General features: G+C 42.0%; 17 protein-coding genes and 1 pseudogene. 13 read left to right on the top strand and 5 right to left on the bottom strand.

Annotated features, from left to right (window positions below):
* Positions 1-23 precede the first annotated feature (23 nt).
* The 13 genes and pseudogenes from BQ2679_RS09480 (at position 24) to dtd (ending at position 14,878) form a co-directional block, all read left to right on the top strand.
* Positions 24-428: a YbgA family protein gene (locus tag BQ2679_RS09480; RefSeq protein WP_075567927.1), complete on the top strand. Its 405-nt coding sequence runs from the start codon at positions 24-26 to the stop codon at positions 426-428.
* Entirely contained in the window at positions 412-774 is a 363-nt protein-coding gene (locus BQ2679_RS09475) for a TIGR02328 family protein (protein ID WP_075567926.1), read from the top strand. The genes BQ2679_RS09480 and BQ2679_RS09475 overlap by 17 nt, the downstream gene beginning before the upstream one ends.
* A gap of 243 nt (positions 775-1,017) precedes the next feature.
* Positions 1,018-3,267, top strand: coding sequence for a 5-methyltetrahydropteroyltriglutamate--homocysteine S-methyltransferase (gene metE / locus BQ2679_RS09470; protein ID WP_075567925.1), 2,250 nt, complete (start codon positions 1,018-1,020; stop codon positions 3,265-3,267).
* Positions 3,268-3,329: 62 nt separating this feature from the next.
* Positions 3,330-4,196, top strand: coding sequence for a methylenetetrahydrofolate reductase [NAD(P)H] (gene metF / locus BQ2679_RS09465; RefSeq protein ID WP_075567924.1), 867 nt, complete (start codon positions 3,330-3,332; stop codon positions 4,194-4,196).
* Between the two features lie 331 nt (positions 4,197-4,527).
* On the top strand, positions 4,528-6,750 hold the full coding sequence (gene pnp / locus BQ2679_RS09460) for a polyribonucleotide nucleotidyltransferase (protein WP_075567923.1): 2,223 nt from the start codon (positions 4,528-4,530) through the stop codon (positions 6,748-6,750).
* 14 nt (positions 6,751-6,764) lie between these two features.
* On the top strand, positions 6,765-7,382 hold the full coding sequence (cysE, locus tag BQ2679_RS09455; RefSeq protein ID WP_075567922.1) for a serine O-acetyltransferase: 618 nt from the start codon (positions 6,765-6,767) through the stop codon (positions 7,380-7,382).
* Positions 7,383-7,416: 34 nt separating this feature from the next.
* Positions 7,417-8,178 (top strand): nucleoside phosphorylase, encoded by a 762-nt coding sequence (locus tag BQ2679_RS09450; protein ID WP_075567921.1) that lies wholly within the window; start codon positions 7,417-7,419, stop codon positions 8,176-8,178.
* A 43-nt stretch (positions 8,179-8,221) separates the two neighbouring features.
* A complete protein-coding gene (cysS, locus tag BQ2679_RS09445) occupies positions 8,222-9,565 on the top strand; it encodes a cysteine--tRNA ligase (RefSeq protein ID WP_075567920.1) in 1,344 nt (447 codons plus the stop codon).
* A complete protein-coding gene (locus BQ2679_RS09440) occupies positions 9,558-9,944 on the top strand; it encodes a Mini-ribonuclease 3 (protein WP_075567919.1) in 387 nt (128 codons plus the stop codon). Before cysS ends, BQ2679_RS09440 begins: the two co-directional genes overlap by 8 nt.
* 3 nt (positions 9,945-9,947) lie before the next feature.
* On the top strand, positions 9,948-10,817 hold the full coding sequence (locus BQ2679_RS09435) for a helix-turn-helix domain-containing protein (RefSeq protein WP_075567918.1): 870 nt from the start codon (positions 9,948-9,950) through the stop codon (positions 10,815-10,817).
* Positions 10,818-10,929: 112 nt separating this feature from the next.
* Complete coding sequence (locus BQ2679_RS09430) at positions 10,930-12,060, top strand: ABC transporter ATP-binding protein (RefSeq protein WP_075567917.1); 1,131 nt, start codon at positions 10,930-10,932, stop codon at positions 12,058-12,060.
* 127 nt (positions 12,061-12,187) lie between these two features.
* Positions 12,188-14,404: pseudogene (locus BQ2679_RS09425) on the top strand (RelA/SpoT family protein).
* 30 nt (positions 14,405-14,434) lie between these two features.
* On the top strand, positions 14,435-14,878 hold the full coding sequence (dtd, locus tag BQ2679_RS09420) for a D-aminoacyl-tRNA deacylase (RefSeq protein ID WP_075567916.1): 444 nt from the start codon (positions 14,435-14,437) through the stop codon (positions 14,876-14,878).
* Between the two features lie 77 nt (positions 14,879-14,955).
* Here the strand turns inward: dtd and BQ2679_RS09415 are convergent, their stop codons facing one another.
* The 5 genes from BQ2679_RS09415 to BQ2679_RS09395 all read right to left on the bottom strand — a co-directional run bounded on the left by BQ2679_RS09415 (position 14,956) and on the right by BQ2679_RS09395 (position 18,832).
* Positions 14,956-15,606 carry a metal-dependent transcriptional regulator gene (locus BQ2679_RS09415; protein WP_075567915.1) on the bottom strand — a complete coding sequence of 217 codons (651 nt, stop codon included), beginning with the start codon at positions 15,604-15,606 and terminating at the stop codon, positions 14,956-14,958.
* 83 nt (positions 15,607-15,689) lie between these two features.
* Positions 15,690-16,184 (bottom strand): thiol peroxidase, encoded by a 495-nt coding sequence (gene tpx / locus BQ2679_RS09410; RefSeq protein ID WP_075567914.1) that lies wholly within the window; start codon positions 16,182-16,184, stop codon positions 15,690-15,692.
* Positions 16,185-16,305: 121 nt separating this feature from the next.
* Positions 16,306-17,238, bottom strand: coding sequence for a metal ABC transporter substrate-binding protein (locus BQ2679_RS09405; RefSeq protein ID WP_075567913.1), 933 nt, complete (start codon positions 17,236-17,238; stop codon positions 16,306-16,308).
* A 26-nt stretch (positions 17,239-17,264) separates the two neighbouring features.
* Positions 17,265-18,113, bottom strand: a complete 849-nt coding sequence (locus tag BQ2679_RS09400) for a metal ABC transporter permease (protein WP_004251242.1) — start codon at positions 18,111-18,113, stop codon at positions 17,265-17,267.
* On the bottom strand, positions 18,110-18,832 hold the full coding sequence (locus tag BQ2679_RS09395) for a metal ABC transporter ATP-binding protein (RefSeq protein ID WP_006152594.1): 723 nt from the start codon (positions 18,830-18,832) through the stop codon (positions 18,110-18,112). Before BQ2679_RS09395 ends, BQ2679_RS09400 begins: the two co-directional genes overlap by 4 nt.
* Positions 18,833-18,958 lie beyond the last annotated feature (126 nt).

Here is an 18,958-nt window from a genome sequence, read left to right as displayed (position 1 = left end):
TCAATCATGGTATAATGTTACATATGAATAACAACAACCAACGTGCCCTTTGTCAGCAACTCTGGGCGAGAAACAAATACCTCGTTTTGAGTCATTCTAGCAATATTTACAATGAGATTCGTCAGTATCTCAAGAATGAAGAGGTGGATGTGAGTCAGGTTCAGGAGATGATTGATCGTGCCTGCCAGATTCCAGAACACAGGGGTCAGGTTTGCAACGCTTTTCAGCATATTTGGGGCTATTTTAAAAAACAAGCCAGCCTTGACGAGCGCAAGGACTATATGCTCTTGCTGGATCGCTATCGCTTTGGTCAAGCTTCCAAGGAGGACTTGATTGCTCAGACGAGAGATTTGCTTGAACGATACCCAAATGCATATCTGCAACATTCTACCTTGCTGAAAGGAGACTCCCATGAGACTTTGGCATGAGGCTTTGATTTCACAACTTCCCCGTCCTCAGCTCTTGGGGCAACATCGAGAGTGCTGCGCCCTTCGTGGCAATGGCTGGGGCAGAAAGCATGCGACGGTGGACTATGTCTTTACCCACTCGCCCTATCATATCTATGCCTATCATCAATTGATCATGGAGGAGATGGCTAGCCGTGGCTACAATGTCAATCCAGAGTGGCTGGATAAGAACTATCGCGGCAAGACCTGCCCTCCTTATCAAGACTTAGCAGAGGAAAAGCTGAAAAGTCCTATCTATAGTGAGCATGACCATGCCTACTATGAGGAGTGTCTGGCAAATCTCCGTGACAAGGGAATCAACCTATAGTCTTTTCTAATAACAAGCCATAGGTAGCTTTCAATTCACTATTTTTTTGCGAAGAACTAGCAACCTGGAAAGGTTACTAATCTATATCTATCAAAGGATTTGGGGGAATTTCTTCAAATCTTTTTTTGCTACTTCAAATCGTGATATAGTTTCAAACTATATCAAAGCCTAATTTTTTACAATTATACAGACAGATTCTTTTCTGTTAAGATAGTTTCAACAACAATTTTTGGAGGACAAAACATGTCAACTACTATTATCGGATTCCCACGTTTGGGTGAATTCCGCGAATTAAAATTTACAACTGAAAAATACTTTAGAAAAGAAATCTCAGAAGAAGAACTATTGGCAGCAGCAAAAGAATTGCGTGCTAAACACTGGAACATTGTCAAAGAAAAAGGCATCACTGAAATCCCATCAAATGACTTTTCTCACTATGACAACTTCCTTGATGCTGCTTTCCTTTTCAACGTAGTTCCTGCATCAGTACAAAACTTGGACTTATCTGATCTTGAACGTTACTTTGCTTTGGGACGTGGTTACCAAGGAGAAAAAGGGGATGTTCGTGCCCTTCCGATGAAGAAATGGTTCAACACTAACTACCACTATATCGTTCCTAAATTTGAAAAAGACACTCAAGTGAAACTTGCAGGTCACAAAATCTTTGATGAGTTCCAAGAAGCAAAAGAACTTGGCCTTAACACTCGTCCAGTCCTTGTAGGTCCATTCACTTTCCTTCAATTGTCAGACTTTGAAGAAGGCGTAAAAGCAGAAGACTTCGTAGATAGCTTTGTAGCTGCTTACCAAGAAGTATTTGCAAAATTGGCTGAACTTGGTGCGACTCGTATCCAATTGGACGAAGCTGCTCTAGTTAAAGATTTGACTGCTGAAGAAAAAGCTCTCTTCTTGAACCTCTACAACAAGCTTTTGGCTGACAAAAAAGGTCTTGAAGTCTTGCTTCAAACATACTTCGGTGACGTTCGTGACGTTTACGCTGACCTTGTGAAATTGCCAGTAGATGCCATCGGTCTTGACTTCGTTGAAGGTAAGAAAACTCTTGAACTCGTTAAAGGTGGCTTCCCAGCTGACAAGACTCTTTATGCAGGTATTGTCAATGGTAAAAACATCTGGCGCAACAACTACGAAAAGAGCTTGGCTGTTCTTGAGCAAATCCCAGCTGAAAACATCGTCTTGACTAGCTCATGCTCACTTCTTCATGTGCCATTTACAACTGCCAACGAAGAATTTGAACCAGCTATCTTGAACCACTTTGCATTTGCAGTTGAAAAATTGGATGAGATCCGTGACTTGGATGCTATCCGCAATGGTCAAGGTGCAGAGGCTCTTGCAGCTAACAAAGAACTCTTTGCGACTGAACGTGTTGGTGAAAATGCGGAACTTCGTGCTCGTATCGCTGGATTGACTGACGCAGATTACACTCGTTTGCCAGCCTTTGCTGAACGTGAAGCTATCCAAGAAGATGCCTTCAAACTTCCAGCTCTTCCAACAACAACCATCGGTTCATTCCCTCAAACTAAGGAAGTTCGTGCTAAACGTTTGGCCTTCCGTAAGGGTGAGTTGTCAGCAGAAGACTATGACAAGTTCTTGGCAGAGCAAATCGACGAATGGATTAAATGGCAAGAAGAAGTTGGATTTGACGTTCTTGTACACGGTGAATTCGAGCGTAATGACATGGTTGAGTACTTCGGTCAAAACTTGTCAGGTTACCTCTTCTCTAAGAATGGTTGGGTACAATCATACGGTATGCGTGGGGTTAAACCACCAATCATCTGGGGCGATGTCACTCGTCTCAACCCAATCACTGTGAAATGGTCTAGCTACGCACAAAGCCGTACTGACAAACCTGTTAAAGGTATGTTGACTGGACCTGTTACCATCCTTAACTGGTCATTCCCACGTGAAGACATCTCTATCAAGGATTCTACTCTTCAAATCGCTCTTGCAATCAAGGATGAAGTTCTTGACCTTGAAGCTGCAGGCGTGAAGATTATCCAAATCGACGAGGCTGCTCTTCGTGAGAAATTGCCACTCCGTCGTAGCGACTGGTACGAAGACTACCTTGACTGGGCTATTCCAGCATTCCGCTTGGTACACTCAACAGTAGCGCCAGATACTCAAATCCACACTCACATGTGTTACTCAGAATTCACAGATATCATCAAAGCTATCGACAACATGGATGCGGATGTTATCTCATTTGAAGCTAGCCGTTCAAACCTTGAAATCTTGGACGAACTCAAAGCTCAAAACTTCCAGACAGAAGTGGGTCCTGGAGTTTACGATATCCACTCTCCTCGTGTGCCTAATGAAGGCGAAATCGACCACACCATCGAAGCCATCCTTGCGAAAGTTCCAAGCAAGAAAGTATGGATCAACCCTGACTGTGGTTTGAAAACACGTGGTATCCCAGAAACTAAAGAAAGCTTGATCCGCCTTGTAGAAGCTGCTAAAGCTGCGCGTGAGAAATTGTAAGAAAAGACAATTCTCCCTACACGGTTGATCAGTAAGAAATCAACTAGAAAAGGTTCATACATATGTCACGTCAAACACCGTCCCTCTCATTTGAAGTTTTCCCTCCAAACCCAGAAGTAGGCAATGATAAAATTATTTCTGCACTCCAAAATATGCAGGATTTAGCACCACACTTCATCAGTGTGACTGCAAGTAATAATAAATTTAATATCAAAGAGACGACGGTTCGTTTGGCTGACTATATTCAAAATGACCTGAATATTAAGACCATTGCTCACTTGCCAGCTATTTACTTGACCAAGGACAAGGTTGCTGAAACCATTAGAGATTTGGACAAGGTTGGCGTACAGAAGATTTTGGCCCTTCGTGGAGATATCATTCCAGGTGTTGAACCGCAGAAGGATTTCCGTTATGCGACAGACTTGATTGAGTTCATCAAGGAACAGGCCCCACACTTTGATATCATTGGTGCTTGTTATCCTGAAGGACATCCAGATTCGCCAAATCAAATCTCAGATATCCAAAATCTCAAGAAAAAAGTGGATGCAGGATGCTCTAGTCTAGTAACGCAACTTTTCTTTGACAATGAGCGTTTCTACGATTTCCAAGACAAGTGTACCTTGGCAGGGATTGATGTTCCCATTCATGCAGGGATCATGCCAATCCTTAACCGTAACCAAGCTCTTCGTCTCTTGAAGACTTGTGAGAATATCCATCTCCCACGTAAGTTTAAGGCTATCTTGGACAAGTATGAGAATGACCCTGAGTCACTCAAAGCAGCAGGACTTGCCTATGCCGTAGACCAAATCGTGGACTTGGTAACGCAAGACGTTGCAGGTGTGCATCTCTACACTATGAACAATGCAGAAACTGCCCAATATATTCATCAAGCAACCCATACCTTGTTTAACCATCAGGCTGTAAAATAAAAAGCAGACCATTCTTTTCTGGTGAGAAGAATGGTTCTTTTTTGATAGAAAAGACCGTACTTTTTAAGAAAAATATGATAAAATAGACTCTGTACGTACTTGATACAAAGATGAGGGTATTTAGGTTTTAACGGTTGCGAAAACGAAACTCAAAAAGTCCAAAATGTCTTGAGTAATTGAACCCGGCTGAAAAGCTGTGTAAAAACGATAAACTGTCTTGTCTTCATCGAAGACTTCACCACTTTCCTATTTTTACTTTGCTTTTGACGACCTTGGTATCTTGATCTTTGTAGGCAAGGCGTATAATTTTATCAATCCAAAGGGGATTAAAATGACAAAACATGTGTTTCAAACGACTTTTGCGGGTCGTGAGTTGATCGTAGAGACTGGTCAGGTTGCTAAGCAAGCAAATGGCGCTGTTGTCGTTCGTTACGGTGAGTCAACTGTCTTGACTGCAACCGTTATGTCTAAGAAGATGGCAACTGGGGATTTCTTCCCACTCCAAGTTAACTACGAAGAAAAAATGTACGCAGCTGGGAAGTTTCCTGGTGGCTTTATGAAACGTGAAGGACGTCCTTCAACTGACGCGACTTTGACAGCGCGTTTGATTGACCGTCCGATCCGTCCTATGTTTGCGGAAGGTTTCCGTAATGAAGTACAAGTGATCAATACAGTTCTTTCTTACGATGAAAATGCATCTGCACCAATGGCAGCTATGTTTGGTTCATCATTGGCCTTGTCTATCTCAGATATTCCATTTGACGGACCAATCGCTGGGGTACAAGTAGGTTATGTCGATGGTGAAATCATCATCAACCCAACTCAAGAACAAGCAGAGCGCTCTCTTCTTGAATTGACAGTAGCCGGTACTAAGCACGCTATCAACATGGTAGAGTCTGGTGCTAAAGAATTATCAGAAGAAATCATGCTACAAGCTCTTCTTAAAGGACACGAAGCTGTCAAAGAATTGATTGCCTTCCAAGAAGAGATCGTTGCGGCGGTAGGTAAAGAAAAAGCAGTAGTTGAATTACTTCATGTAGATGCTGACTTGGAAGCTGAAATCATCGCAGCCTACAACAGTGACCTTCAAAAAGCGGTCCAAGTAGAAGAAAAATTGGCTCGTGAAGCTGCAACTCAAGCAGTCAAAGACCAAGTAACTACGGTTTACCAAGAAAAATATGCGGACCACGAAGAATTTGACCGTATTATGCGTGATGTGGCTGAAATTTTGGAACAAATGGAACACGCAGAAGTGCGCCGTTTGATTACAGAAGACAAGGTTCGTCCTGATGGTCGTAAGGTCGATGAAATTCGTCCTTTGGATGCAGTCGTTGACTTCCTACCTCGTGTTCACGGCTCAGGTCTCTTCACTCGTGGACAAACGCAAGCCCTTTCTGTCTTGACCTTGGCACCAATGGGTGAAGCACAAACCATCGATGGTTTGGATCCAGAACACAAGAAACGCTTTATGCACCACTATAACTTCCCACAATACTCTGTAGGGGAAACAGGACGTTACGGTGCACCAGGTCGTCGTGAAATTGGTCACGGTGCTCTTGGTGAGCGTGCCCTTGCTCAAGTATTGCCAAGCTTGGAAGAATTCCCATACGCTATCCGTCTGGTAGCAGAAGTCTTGGAATCAAACGGTTCTTCATCTCAAGCCTCTATCTGTGCTGGCACTCTTGCACTTATGGCTGGTGGTGTGCCAATCAAGGCACCAGTAGCAGGGATTGCCATGGGGCTCATCTCAGATGGAAACAACTACACAGTATTGACAGATATCCAAGGTTTGGAAGACCACTTTGGAGATATGGACTTCAAGGTTGCAGGTACCCGCGACGGGATTACAGCCCTTCAGATGGATATCAAGATCCAAGGAATCACTGCAGAAATCTTGACGGAAGCTCTTGCTCAAGCCAAGAAAGCTCGTTTTGAAATCCTTGATGTGATTGAAGCTACTATTCCAGAAGTTCGTCCAGAATTGGCTCCAACAGCTCCGAAAATTGATACCATCAAGATTGATGTGGACAAGATTAAGATTGTCATCGGTAAGGGTGGAGAAACCATTGACAAGATCATTGCTGAAACAGGCGTTAAGATTGATATCGATGAAGAAGGAAATGTATCTATCTACTCCAGCGACCAAGATGCAATCAACCGTGCCAAAGAAATCATTGCTGGTTTGGTTCGTGAAGCCAAAGTGGACGAAGTTTTCCATGCCAAAGTTGTTCGTATCGAGAAATTTGGTGCCTTTGTCAACCTCTTTGATAAGACAGATGCCCTCGTACACATCTCTGAAATGGCTTGGACTCGTACTAATAATGTAGAAGATTTAGTTCAAATTGGTGATTTTGTAGATGTGAAGGTCATCAAGATCGATGAAAAAGGTCGTGTAGACGCTTCTATGAAGGCACTCTTACCACGTCCTCCAAAACCTGAACATTCAGAAGAAAAAGGTGAAAAGGGGCATCGTCATGTCGGTCGTCCTCGTCACCATCATAAGGACCACAAACCTAAGAAAGAAACTACAGAAACACCAAAAGACTCAGAATAAGAAAGGAAAAATGTATGGGATGGTGGCGTGAAACCATTGATATTGTAAAAGAAAATGATCCAGCGGCTCGTAACACCCTGGAAGTCTTACTGACTTACCCTGGAGTTAAGGCCTTGGCTGCCCACCGTCTCTCTCATTTTCTCTGGAAGCACGGCTTTAAACTCTTGGCTCGGATGCACAGTCAGTTTTGGCGCTTCTGGACTCAGATTGAGATCCATCCGGGCGCTCAGATCGATTCAGGTGTTTTTATCGATCATGGAGGAGGTCTCGTGATTGGAGAGACTGCTATCGTTGAAAAGGGAGTACTCCTCTATCATGGGGTAACCCTTGGTGGGACTGGGAAGGATTGTGGCAAACGCCATCCGACAATTCGTAAAGGTGTTCTCATCTCTGCTCATGCCCAAGTCATTGGACCCGTTGAAATCGGTGAAAATGCCAAGGTCGGTGCTGCAGCGGTTGTTGTGGCAGACGTACCTAGTGATGTAACAGTCGTCGGTATTCCAGCCAAGATTGTCCGCGTTCATGGGCAAAAAGATGAGCTAACTATTCATGAAGTTGAAGCCAAGCGAGAATATTACCTCGATAAGCTAGAGCATGCTAGAGAAGCCAGTCACAGATCGTCGGGGTTGTAGAGAGTAGTAATGCTTTAGGTAGGAGGTTAGGTAAATGCTATTAGAAGAATTCGAAAATGTACCTGCTGTTATCGAACCAACTGATCGAAGTATTCGTGGTGGCGGAGAAATCTGTGATACGATTATTTTATCTTTTAATGGAGAAATCGTTGAACGAGTAAAGCAGTTTGAAGATGTTTACGAAGGTGGCTATCTAACCAATCTAAATGGTAGATTTCCATGGTATATCTATGAAAAGGATGGGAGTAAGGTAGCAGTTGCTATAGCTACGATTGGAGCCCCGATGGTCGTTGGACTCTTAGAAGAACTTAAAGCAAGAGGATTTAAGAACTTTATTGTTTTGGGTTCTTGCGGAGTTCTAGATCAGTCTATTCAGGCAGATAAGATTATCCTACCAAGTTCAGCTCTACGTGATGAAGGTACAAGTTACCATTACGCTCCTGCAAGTGATGAAATAGCTTATGATGAAACTTTACTCCTAACCATAGAAAAAGCTTTAAATAAATCTGATATTGAGCACATTCGAACAAAGGCTTGGACCACAGATGCTTTCTATCGTGAAACAGCTGATAAGGTCAAACGTAGACTTGCAGCAGGTGCGACTGTTGTAGATATGGAAGCCTCAGCAATCATGGCTTGGGCACAATTTCGACAAGCAAAAGTTTATCAATTTTTTTATACAGCTGATTATGTTGACCATCATAATCATGAGTGGGATGCAAGATACGAAGAAAGAAAAGCAGATGCTATGACTTTCTTTGAGATAGCATTAGTAATTGCTAGAGAGTTGGATTGAAACGACTCTTTACGATAAACAAGACACAGAAAGGAGTCAGTGAGTGATTAAAATCTATGACACCATGTCTCGTGATTTGCGAGAATTTGTCCCAATCGAGGACGGTAAGGTCAAGATGTATGTCTGTGGGCCAACCGTCTACAACTATATCCACGTGGGGAATGCCCGTTCGACAGTAGCTTTCGATACCATTCGTCGCTACTTTGAGTATCGTGGCTATGAGGTTGCCTATATTTCTAACTTCACCGATGTGGATGATAAGATTATCAACCGTGCCAAAGAAGAAGGCATCACACCTCAAGAAGTAGCTGACAAGTATATCGCTGCATTTCGTGAGGATGTTACGGCCTTGGGCGTCAAGCCTGCTACCCGTCATCCACGAGTAGTCGAGTTTATGGCTGACATCATCCGTTTTGTGGAAGACCTGATTGAAAAAGGCTGTGCCTATGAGAGTCAGGGCGATGTCTATTTCCGTGTGGAAAAATCCCATAACTATGCTAAGTTGGCCAATAAAAGCTTAGAAGACTTGGAGCTAGGAGCTTCAGGTCGGACAGACGAAGAAACAGCTCGCAAGGAAAACCCTGTAGACTTTGCTCTTTGGAAAGCAGCTAAACCAGGTGAGATTTCTTGGGACAGCCCTTGGGGTCCTGGTCGTCCAGGCTGGCACATCGAGTGTTCGGTCATGTCTACTGAGATTTTAGGCGATACCATCGATATTCACGGTGGTGGAGCTGACCTTGAGTTTCCACACCACACCAACGAAATTGCCCAGTCAGAAGCCAAGACAGGTAAGACCTTTGCCAACTACTGGATGCACAATGGTTTTGTCAATATTGACAATGTCAAGATGTCCAAGTCTTTGGGGAACTTCATTACGGTACACGATGCCCTCGAAACGATCGACGGTCAAGTATTGCGTTTCTTCTTTGCGACTCAGCATTACCGCAAGCCAATCAACTTTACGGAAAAAGCTGTGCGTGATGCTGAGACCAATCTCAAGTATCTGAAGAACACTTATGAGCAACCATTTTCTGGAACTGTAGATGCGGGGGAGTTGCAAGCTTATAAAGATAAGTTCGTAGCTGCAATGGATGAAGATTTCAATACAGCAAATGGTATCACAGTCGTCTTTGAAATGGCCAAGTGGATCAACTCAGGCAACTATGATGAAGCGGTTAAGGAAGCTCTTGCAGCTATGTTAGAGGTCTTTGGTATTGTCTTTGTCGAGGAAGTTTTGGATGAAGAGATCGAAATTTTGATTCAAAAACGTCAAGAAGCGCGTGTCAATCGTGATTTTGCGACAGCTGACCAAATCCGTGACCAACTGGCTGCTCAAGGGATTAAGCTACTGGATACCAAGGATGGAGTGAGGTGGACACGTGATTGATGTCAATCTCATTAACGGGATTGCGCTAGCCTTTGAAGGAGATGCAGTATACTCTATGTATATTCGCCGTCACCTCATCCTAAAAGGTATGACCAAGCCCAATAAACTCCACCAAGAGGCGACTAAGTATGTTTCAGCTAAGGCTCAGGCTCGTTTGATTTCACTGATGTTGGAGGAGCAAGTCCTGACTGAGAAAGAAGAAGAAATCTATAAACGAGGGCGTAACACCAATAGCCATACCAAGGCAAAAAATGCTGATGTTGTCACCTACCGTATGTCTACAGGTTTTGAAGCTGTCATGGGTTATCTCCATATGACTGAAAATATGGATCGCCTAGAAACTTTGATCTCTTGGTGCATCCAAAAAGTGGAGGAATAGCATATGTTAGCAAAAGAACTACTAGATTGGTTTCCAGATGGTAAAATCTTAGATCAACCAGTAGACAAAGAAGATTATCTTTGCCTATCTTTGTCAAATAATCAGTGGCTTTTGCTGGAGGAAGCTAGTCTAAGTGAACGTGAAAAACAATTGGTTTCTCTCTTAACCCAGCAGGAACAAACGATCTCGCTCAATCCTTGGTATAGCCATTTGCTTGAAGGTAAGGGCCAAGCGCCTCAAACTTTCAAGAAAATACAGCTTGTATATTGCCACCTGTCTTATTTCCAACAGGAGAATCTATCTTCTTGGTTAGACATGATGCGAACCCTGTTTCCAAACTACTTGACTACGATTCAGGTAGGGGCTCAGGATTATCTCTTTGTTCTCCAGCAGGATAAGTATTTCTCTGTTCGTTCGATCTTATCAGATACTCTCGAAGCAGTAGAATATGACTTTGGACTTCGTCTGTCGATTATGTTGGGGCAGGTCTGGTCACAGAATGCTCAACAATCCTTATCAGACTTAATCAAGGCTGAGCGTGAGCTCTTTAAGACTTGGTGGCGTCAAGGTCATCAAGGGGTTCAGACTTTTTCTCAACTCTATCTCTGGAGCCTTGGAGAAAAACAGGTTGACCTTAGAATTATCAAGGACTACCTTCGTCAGTTGATTCAGGACCAAGATCAGATTCAGGAAATTATTTTGTCTCTTTGGGACAATAGTGCGGTTCTGACAAAAACAGCTCAGCAGTTGTATTTGCACCGTAATTCTCTCCAGTACAAGATTGATAAATGGGCAGAACTAACGGGCTTAGAATTAAAGGATTTGACGGATTTAACACTCTGTTATCAACTCATCTTACCAGATATCCTATAAAGTTTTGTGCAAGTTGCACAGAACTTTTTTTGTTTTTTGGTCAACTTGCCATAGAATGGTAAAGCGTTTTCATATATAATAAAACTATCAAAAACAAAAGGAGTTCTCCACAATGGTAGAATTAAATCTTAAAAATATTTACAAAAAATATCCAAACAGCGAACACTATTCAGTTGAAGACTTTAACTTGGATATCAAAGACAAAGAATTTATCGTTTTCGTAGGACCTTCAGGATGTGGTAAATCAACTACACTCCGTATGATTGCAGGTCTTGAAGACATCACAGAAGGTACTGCATCTATCGATGGTGTGGTTGTCAACGACGTAGCTCCAAAAGACCGTGATATCGCCATGGTATTCCAAAACTATGCTCTTTACCCACACATGACTGTATACGACAACATGGCTTTTGGTTTGAAATTGCGTAAATACAGTAAAGAAGATATCGACAAACGTGTACAAGAAGCAGCTGAAATCCTCGGATTGAAAGAATTTTTGGAACGTAAACCTGCTGACCTTTCTGGTGGTCAACGTCAACGTGTTGCCATGGGTCGTGCGATCGTCCGTGATGCAAAAGTGTTCTTGATGGACGAGCCTTTGTCAAACTTGGACGCGAAACTTCGTGTATCAATGCGTGCTGAAATTGCTAAAATCCACCGTCGTATCGGAGCTACAACTATCTACGTAACTCACGACCAAACTGAAGCGATGACACTTGCAGACCGTATCGTTATCATGTCAGCTACTAAGAACCCTGCTGGAACAGGTACTATCGGACGTGTTGAACAAATCGGTACTCCTCAAGAAGTTTACAAAAACCCAGTTAACAAATTCGTAGCAGGATTCATCGGAAGCCCAGCTATGAACTTCATCAACGTTAAATTGAACGGTGACCGCATCGTTGGTGACGGCTTTAACTTGAAAGTTCCAGAAGGCGCTTTGAAAGTTCTTCGTGAAAAAGGTTATGAAGGTAAAGAATTGATCTTCGGTATCCGTCCAGAAGACGTGAACGCTGAGCCTGCTTTCCTTGAAACATTCCCAGAATCAGTTGTTAAAGCAACTATCTCTGTATCAGAGTTGCTTGGTTCTGAATCTCACCTATACTGCCAAGTTGGTAAAGACGAGTTTGTTGCAAAAGTTGACGCTCGTGACTACTTGCAAGCAGGTGCAACAGTTGAACTTGGATTTGACCTAAACAAAGCACACTTCTTCGATGTAGAAACTGAAAAAACAGTATACTAAGACATAAGAAATGATCAAACACTGCTAGAAGAATTCTAGCAGTGTTTTTCTTATAAAGCTCTAGGTTCTTCTAGTTTTCTTATTGTCGAAAAAGTGATAAAATGGTAGGAAGAACTGGAGAGTATGCATGCCCAAAGAAGTAATTTATTCAGGCGATGAAGTCGTCGCTTTAACACAAAAATATTTATCGAAGGAAGATGTGGCTTTTGTGCATAAGGCCTTGGTTTATGCTGTTGAATGCCACAGTGGTCAGTATCGTAAATCTGGCGAACCCTACATCATCCACCCTATTCAGGTAGCGGGAATCTTAGCTAAACTCAAGCTAGATGCTGTCACAGTTGCCTGTGGTTTTTTGCATGATGTTGTCGAAGATACAGATGCTAGCTTGGATGATTTAGAGAGAGTTTTTGGTCATGATGTTCGCATTATCGTTGATGGGGTTACTAAATTAGGGAAGGTCGAGTACAAGTCTATCGAAGAGCAGCTGGCTGAAAACCACCGCAAGATGCTGATGGCCATGTCAGAAGACATCCGTGTTATCTTGGTTAAACTATCTGACCGTTTGCATAATATGAGAACTCTCCATCACCTCCGTAAAGATAAGCAGGAACGAATTTCTAGAGAAACCATGGAAATCTATGCTCCGCTTGCTCACCGACTAGGGATTTCAAGTGTTAAGTGGGAGCTTGAGGACTTATCATTCCGTTATCTCAATCCAACAGAGTTTTATAAGATAACTCATATGATGAAGGAGAAGCGTAGAGAGCGGGAAGAACTTGTTGATGAAGTTGTGACCAAGTTGGAGGAATATACTTCCGAACGGAATCTCACAGGAAAAATCTACGGTCGTCCAAAGCATATCTACTCTATCTATCGTAAGATGCAGGATAAGAAAAAGCGTTTCGAGGAAATCTATGACCTGATTGCCATTCGCTGTATCTTAGAGACTCATAGTGACGTCTATGCCATGTTGGGTTATGTTCATGAACTTTGGAAACCAATGCCTGGGCGTTTTAAGGATTATATTGCTAACCGAAAGGCCAATGGTTACCAGTCTATCCATACGACTGTTTATGGACCAAAAGGACCGATCGAGTTCCAGATCCGTACCAAGGAAATGCACGAGGTTGCTGAGTACGGGGTTGCGGCTCACTGGGCGTATAAAAAAGGAATCAAGGGGCAGGTTAACAATAAAGAATCTGCCATTGGTATGAATTGGATTAAGGAGATGATGGAACTCCAAGATCAGTCCAATGATGCTAAAGATTTCGTAGAGACGGTTAAAGAAAATTACCTAGCAGAAGAAATCTACGTCTTTACTCCAGATGGAGCTGTTCGTTCACTTCCAAAAGACTCTGGACCTATTGACTTTGCCTATGAAATTCATACCAAAATTGGTGAAAAAGCAACAGGTGCCAAGGTTAATGGACGTATGGTTCCTTTAACTACAAAACTGAAAACAGGCGACCAGGTTGAAATTGTTACTAATCCAAATTCCTTTGGACCAAGTCGTGACTGGCTTACCATGGTCAAGACCAGCAAGGCTCGAAATAAGATTCGTCAGTTCTTTAAAAATCAAGACAAAGAATTATCGATCAATAAAGGCCGTGAAATGCTCATCAGTCAGTTTCAAGAACATGGCTATGTGGCTAATAAATTCATGGATAAGCGACACATGGATGAGGTTCTCCAAAAAACCAGCTACAAGACAGAAGAATCTCTCTTTGCTGCGATTGGTTTTGGAGAAATTGGTGCTATCACCGTCTTTAATCGCTTAACTGAAAAAGAACGCCGTGAAGAAGAGCGTGCTAAAGCTAAGGCAGAAGCAGAAGAGCTGGTTAAGGGCGGCGAAGTCAAGGTAGAGAACAAGGATACGCTTAAGGTGAAGCATGAGGGTGGGGTCGTCATCCAAGGTGCTTCTGGTCTCTTGATCCGGATTGCCAAATGTTGTAATCCTGTTCCAGGTGATGATATCGTTGGTTATATTACCAAAGGTCGAGGAGTTGCCATCCACCGTGTTGACTGTATGAACCTTCGTTCGCAGGAAAACTATGAGCAGCGTCTTTTAGATGTTGAGTGAGAAGATCAATTCTCAAGTAAAGAATATATCGCCCACATTGATATCTACGGTCTCAATCGTACAGGTCTTTTGAATGATGTGTTACAAGTCTTGTCAAATACGACCAAAAACATCTCTACTGTAAACGCCCAGCCTACCAAGGATATGAAATTTGCAAATATTCACGTTTCTTTTGGGATTTCAAATCTTTCAACTCTGACAACAGTAGTTGATAAGATTAAGAGCGTACCAGAAGTCTACTCAGTTAAACGGACCAATGGTTAAGTATGCTCGATACAGTCAGAAAGGATTTCTATGAAAATCATCGTTCAGCGAGTCAAGCAAGCTCAGGTCTCCATTGAGGGGCAAGTTTATAGTCAAATCAAGCAAGGTTTATTACTCCTAGTGGGAGTTGGTCCTGAAGACCAAGCAGAAGATCTAGACTATGCGGTGAAAAAGCTCGTCAATATGCGTATATTTTCTGATGCAGAAGGAAAGATGAACCTGTCAGTCAAGGATATTAAGGGGGAAATCCTCTCTATCTCTCAATTCACTCTTTTTGCAGATACAAAGAAGGGCAATCGACCAGCATTTACAGGTGCTGCCAAACCTGATATGGCTGAGGCTTTTTACCAAGACTTAAATCGAAAACTAGCCAAGGAAATTCCTGTTGAGACAGGTGTCTTCGGAGCTGATATGCAGGTGGAACTGATCAATGATGGTCCAGTAACCATCATCCTAGATACCAAGAATAGATAAGAAAAACCAAGCATACAAGCTTGGTTTTTCTTATCTATAAAATCCCTAAAAGACAAAGCTTCTAGGGATAAGGGGGGTCAGTTCATTTTTTCAACATAGAGGTGCTTAGCGATATCGAGGCTGACTTGAAGTTCTTCATTGTTGTGAATCAGAGTAAAAGTATTACTGAAACCATCAAACTGTTTGACTTGAAGTTGGTCTCCAATATGGATGCCATGTTTTTCCAAATATTGAAGAAGTTCAAAGCTATCATGGACTCTTGTGAGAAGGTAGCTTCCTGCTTCTTTGATATCAGAAAGTGGCAGGTTATTGATCTCAACCAGAAGTTCACCCTTGGCAGGAATAGTACCACCATGAGGACAGGTCTTTGGAAAACCTAACATACTTTCCAATCTCTCAACAAAAAGGTCTGATACAGTATGTTCTAGCACTTCAGCTTCTTCGTGGATCTGATTGCTAGTATAGTCTAAATGGTGAACTAAGAATACCTCAATAAGTCGGTGTTTGCGATAAAGCTCAGAAACTAGTCTCAAACCAATGTCTGTCAGCAAATAGCCATTTTCTTTATTCTTTAGAATGAGATTTTCAGATTGCATGCGCTTGATCATCTCTGTTACAGCAGGCGGAGAGACCTGCATACGGGCAGCAATTTCTTTGTTAGTGATTTTTTGCATGTCCGTACCGATTTCATAAATACATTTTAAATAATCTTCTTTATTTGGAGTCATTCGTTTCCTCTTGTATATTCTCTCCATCTAGTATACCAAAAAAAGCTAGATTTCTCTAGCTTTCTGTCATAATGCTTGTGATTTTAGTCTAGTTCTTTAACTGCAGCAATAGCGGCTTCAAAGTCTGGCTCGCTGTTGATATTATCCACGTATTCGACGTAGCGGATGATATTATCGGTATCGAGAACAAAAACTGCGCGTGCAAGCAGATGCCATTCATTGATTAAGAGGGCATAATCGCGTCCAAAGGAGTGGTCGAAGTAGTCTGAAAGCATGATGGCATTCTCAATTCCCTCAGCACCACACCAGCGTTTTTGTGCAAATGGAAGGTCCATAGATACCGTTAGGACAACAGTGTTGTCTAAGCTAGCTAATTCTTGGTTAAAGCGACGAGTCTGAAGCGAGCAGATGCCTGTATCGATAGAAGGGATGACACTCAAAATCTTTTTCTTGCCTTCAAAGTCAGCCAGTGTTTTTTTAGAGAGGTCAGTCGTTGTGAGAGAGAAATCAAGTGCTTTGTCTCCTACTTGTAGTTGTTTTCCTGTAAACGTAACAGGGTTTCCGAGGAATGTAGTCATAAGCTACTCCAATCTTTTTTCTTTCATTTTACATTAAACGTTCAGACTTTTCCAATAGTTTGACCGAAAATTGATTAGACAAAAAACGCCAATACAAGGAGAATGACGTTTTTTAAAATGATTATTTAGACAAACCTTCAGAAATCTTGTCAAGGTTGTATTTCATCATGTTGTAGTAGCTGTCACCTTCTTTACCTTCTTCAGCAATTGAGTCAGTAAAGATTTGTGCGTAAATTGGGATGTTTGTGTCTTGTGAAACAGTCTTCATTGGACGATCATCGACACTGGATTCAACAAATAGTGATGGAACTTTCATTTGGCGAAGTTTTTCAACCAAAGTCTTGATTTGGTCAGGTGTTCCTTCTTCTTCAGTATTGATTTCCCAGATGTAAGCACTTGGGACACCGTAAGCTTTAGAGAAGTATTTGAAGCATCCTTCGCTGGTTACGATGAGTTTCTTGTCCGCATCAATAGCGTTAAATTTCTCTTTGGCTTCCTTGTCAAGCTTGTCTAGTTTTTCAGTGTATTCTTTGAGATTCTTTTCGTAGAATTCCTTGTTGCTAGGGTCTTTGGCGATGAGTTGCTTAGCAATATTTTGAGCATAGATGATCCCATTTTCAAGATTGAGCCAAGCGTGTGGGTCTTCTTTCCCTTTTTCATTTTCCCCTTCTAGGTAGATGACATCAACGCCTTCACTAACTGCAAAGTAGTCTTTGTTTTCAGTTTTCTTAGCATTCTCAACTAATTTTGTAAACCAGGCATTTCCACCTGTTTCAAGGTTGATACCATTGTAGAAAATTAAGTCGGCTTGCGAAGTTTTCTTGACGTCTTCTGGTAGTGGCTCGTACTCGTGTGGATCTTGTCCTACAGGCACGATACTATGAAGATCAATCTTGTCTCCTGCGATATTTTTAGTAATATCAGCGATGATAGAGTTAGTTGCTACAACCTTTAGTTTTTGGTTTGTAGATGCTGTGTCTTTTTTTCCGCTAGCACAGGCAGCTAATCCAATGATAGCAAGAAAAAGAACAAGCAATGTACCTAATTTTTTCATTATATTCCTCCAGAGGGGCTCCCTCATTATTGTTTGATTTTTTTATTTTTCAGCTTCAGATAACGTTGTTTTGGTGCGATAAAGAAACTGATGAGAAAGAAACTTGCAGATGTCAGCACGATACTTGAACCTGCAGCCAGGTTAAAGCTATAACCGATAAAAAGTCCCAAGACAGAAGCTAGAGCTCCCAAGCCTGATGAAAGAAAAATCATGGTCTTTAGACTATTGGCGTAAAGATAAGCTGTCGCGGCTGGAGTAATCAGCATGGCTACGATAAGGATGGTTCCGACACTTTGCATAGCAGTCACTGACACCAAAGTCAAGAGTATCATGAGTAGATAGTGGTAGAAATTAACTGGCATGCCCATAGCTTTGGCTAGGAGTTCATCAAAGGATGTAATCAAGAGTTGCTTGAAGAAAATCCCGATAATCAATAGAATGAGAGCTCCCATACCGATGGTAATATACATGTCTATGTCTTGCACAGCTAAGATATTCCCAAAGAGAATATGGAAGAGGTCAGTCGAGCTTTTAGCCACACTAATCAAGATAATGCCCAGAGCCAATAAAGATGAAAAGGTAATCCCAATGGCAGTGTCACTCTTGATAATAGAGTTCCCCTTGATGTAGGTGATGATGACAGAGGCAAGCAGTCCAAAGATGATAGCACCAATAAAGAAGTCAATTCCTAAAATAAAAGAAAGAGCTACACCAGGTAAGACAGCGTGCGAGATAGCATCTCCCATAAGGGACATACCACGGAGAATGATAAAGCATCCGACCGCTCCAGCAACAATACCAATCACAACAGCTGTAATCAAGGCATTTTGGAGAAAGTGGAAGTTCTGCAATCCATCTATAAATTCTGCAATCATAGGTCACCTCCATTGAAAAAGAGTCGGTCACCATAAGCTTGTTTGAGATTGGCTTGGGTGAAGGTCTCCTTTGTTGGACCAAAGGCAATTAGCTCCTTGTTGAGAAGGAGTACCTGGTCAAAATAATGGGCAACCTTGCCGAGGTCATGGTGAACGATAAGGACAGTCTTGCCAGCTTTTTTAAGTTCTCTCAGCGTGTTCATGATGATCTCTTCACTGACAGAGTCAATCCCCACAAAGGGCTCGTCTAAGAGAATATAATCAGCATCTTGAACTAGACAACGGGCAATCAAGACACGCTGGAATTGGCCACCAGAGAGTTGACTAATCTGACGATCTGCGTAGTCAGAAAGTCCAACAATTTCTAGTGCTTCAGCCACCTTTTGCCAGTGGTTTGCTTTTAAAGTGTGAAAGAGTGGAATGGATGGATAGAGTCCCAGAGAGACACATTCTTTTACCTTGATAGGGAAGTTGTAGTCGATATGAATTTTTTGCTCGACATAGGCAACTTTCTTAAGAGATTTTTTCATTTCTTTATCTTCGATAAAAGCATGTCCTTCATGTGGGATAATGCCCAGCATACCTTTTAATAATGTTGATTTCCCGGCGCCGTTTGGACCAATAATTCCGGTAATCGTTGGTCCTTGGAGCACTAGTGAAATATCCTTAAGTGCCAACGTTTCTTTGTAGGAGACACTGAGGTTTTCGATACGTATCATACAGTTGTATTCCTCCTGGATTTTAATATACCTTAATTTTATTTTTAAGTCAAGTTAATTTTCTTAAAAATTTAAAATATTAATGATGAAATCAATCAAGAAGAGACGGCATTTTTAATTGCATTC

The organism is Streptococcus timonensis (assembly GCF_900095845.1).
Lineage (GTDB): Bacteria > Bacillota > Bacilli > Lactobacillales > Streptococcaceae > Streptococcus > Streptococcus timonensis.
The sequence above is the reverse complement of the archived record's forward strand: the minus strand, read 5'-3'. Positions and strand labels throughout refer to the sequence as shown.

Excerpts from the sequence above, each read along its gene's own strand:
- BQ2679_RS09480 (WP_075567927.1), top strand. The coding sequence starts at position 24 with ATGAATAACAACAACCAACGTGCCCTTTGTCAGCAACTCTGGGCGAGA.
- BQ2679_RS09475 (WP_075567926.1), top strand. The coding sequence starts at position 412 with ATGAGACTTTGGCATGAGGCTTTGATTTCACAACTTCCCCGTCCTCAG.
- metE (WP_075567925.1), top strand. The coding sequence starts at position 1,018 with ATGTCAACTACTATTATCGGATTCCCACGTTTGGGTGAATTCCGCGAA.
- metF (WP_075567924.1), top strand. The coding sequence starts at position 3,330 with ATGTCACGTCAAACACCGTCCCTCTCATTTGAAGTTTTCCCTCCAAAC.
- pnp (WP_075567923.1), top strand. The coding sequence starts at position 4,528 with ATGACAAAACATGTGTTTCAAACGACTTTTGCGGGTCGTGAGTTGATC.
- cysE (WP_075567922.1), top strand. The coding sequence starts at position 6,765 with ATGGGATGGTGGCGTGAAACCATTGATATTGTAAAAGAAAATGATCCA.
- BQ2679_RS09450 (WP_075567921.1), top strand. The coding sequence starts at position 7,417 with ATGCTATTAGAAGAATTCGAAAATGTACCTGCTGTTATCGAACCAACT.
- BQ2679_RS09435 (WP_075567918.1), top strand. The coding sequence starts at position 9,948 with ATGTTAGCAAAAGAACTACTAGATTGGTTTCCAGATGGTAAAATCTTA.
- BQ2679_RS09430 (WP_075567917.1), top strand. The coding sequence starts at position 10,930 with ATGGTAGAATTAAATCTTAAAAATATTTACAAAAAATATCCAAACAGC.
- dtd (WP_075567916.1), top strand. The coding sequence starts at position 14,435 with ATGAAAATCATCGTTCAGCGAGTCAAGCAAGCTCAGGTCTCCATTGAG.
- BQ2679_RS09415 (WP_075567915.1), bottom strand. The coding sequence starts at position 15,606 with ATGACTCCAAATAAAGAAGATTATTTAAAATGTATTTATGAAATCGGT.
- tpx (WP_075567914.1), bottom strand. The coding sequence starts at position 16,184 with ATGACTACATTCCTCGGAAACCCTGTTACGTTTACAGGAAAACAACTA.
- BQ2679_RS09405 (WP_075567913.1), bottom strand. The coding sequence starts at position 17,238 with ATGAAAAAATTAGGTACATTGCTTGTTCTTTTTCTTGCTATCATTGGA.
- BQ2679_RS09400 (WP_004251242.1), bottom strand. The coding sequence starts at position 18,113 with ATGATTGCAGAATTTATAGATGGATTGCAGAACTTCCACTTTCTCCAA.
- BQ2679_RS09395 (WP_006152594.1), bottom strand. The coding sequence starts at position 18,832 with ATGATACGTATCGAAAACCTCAGTGTCTCCTACAAAGAAACGTTGGCA.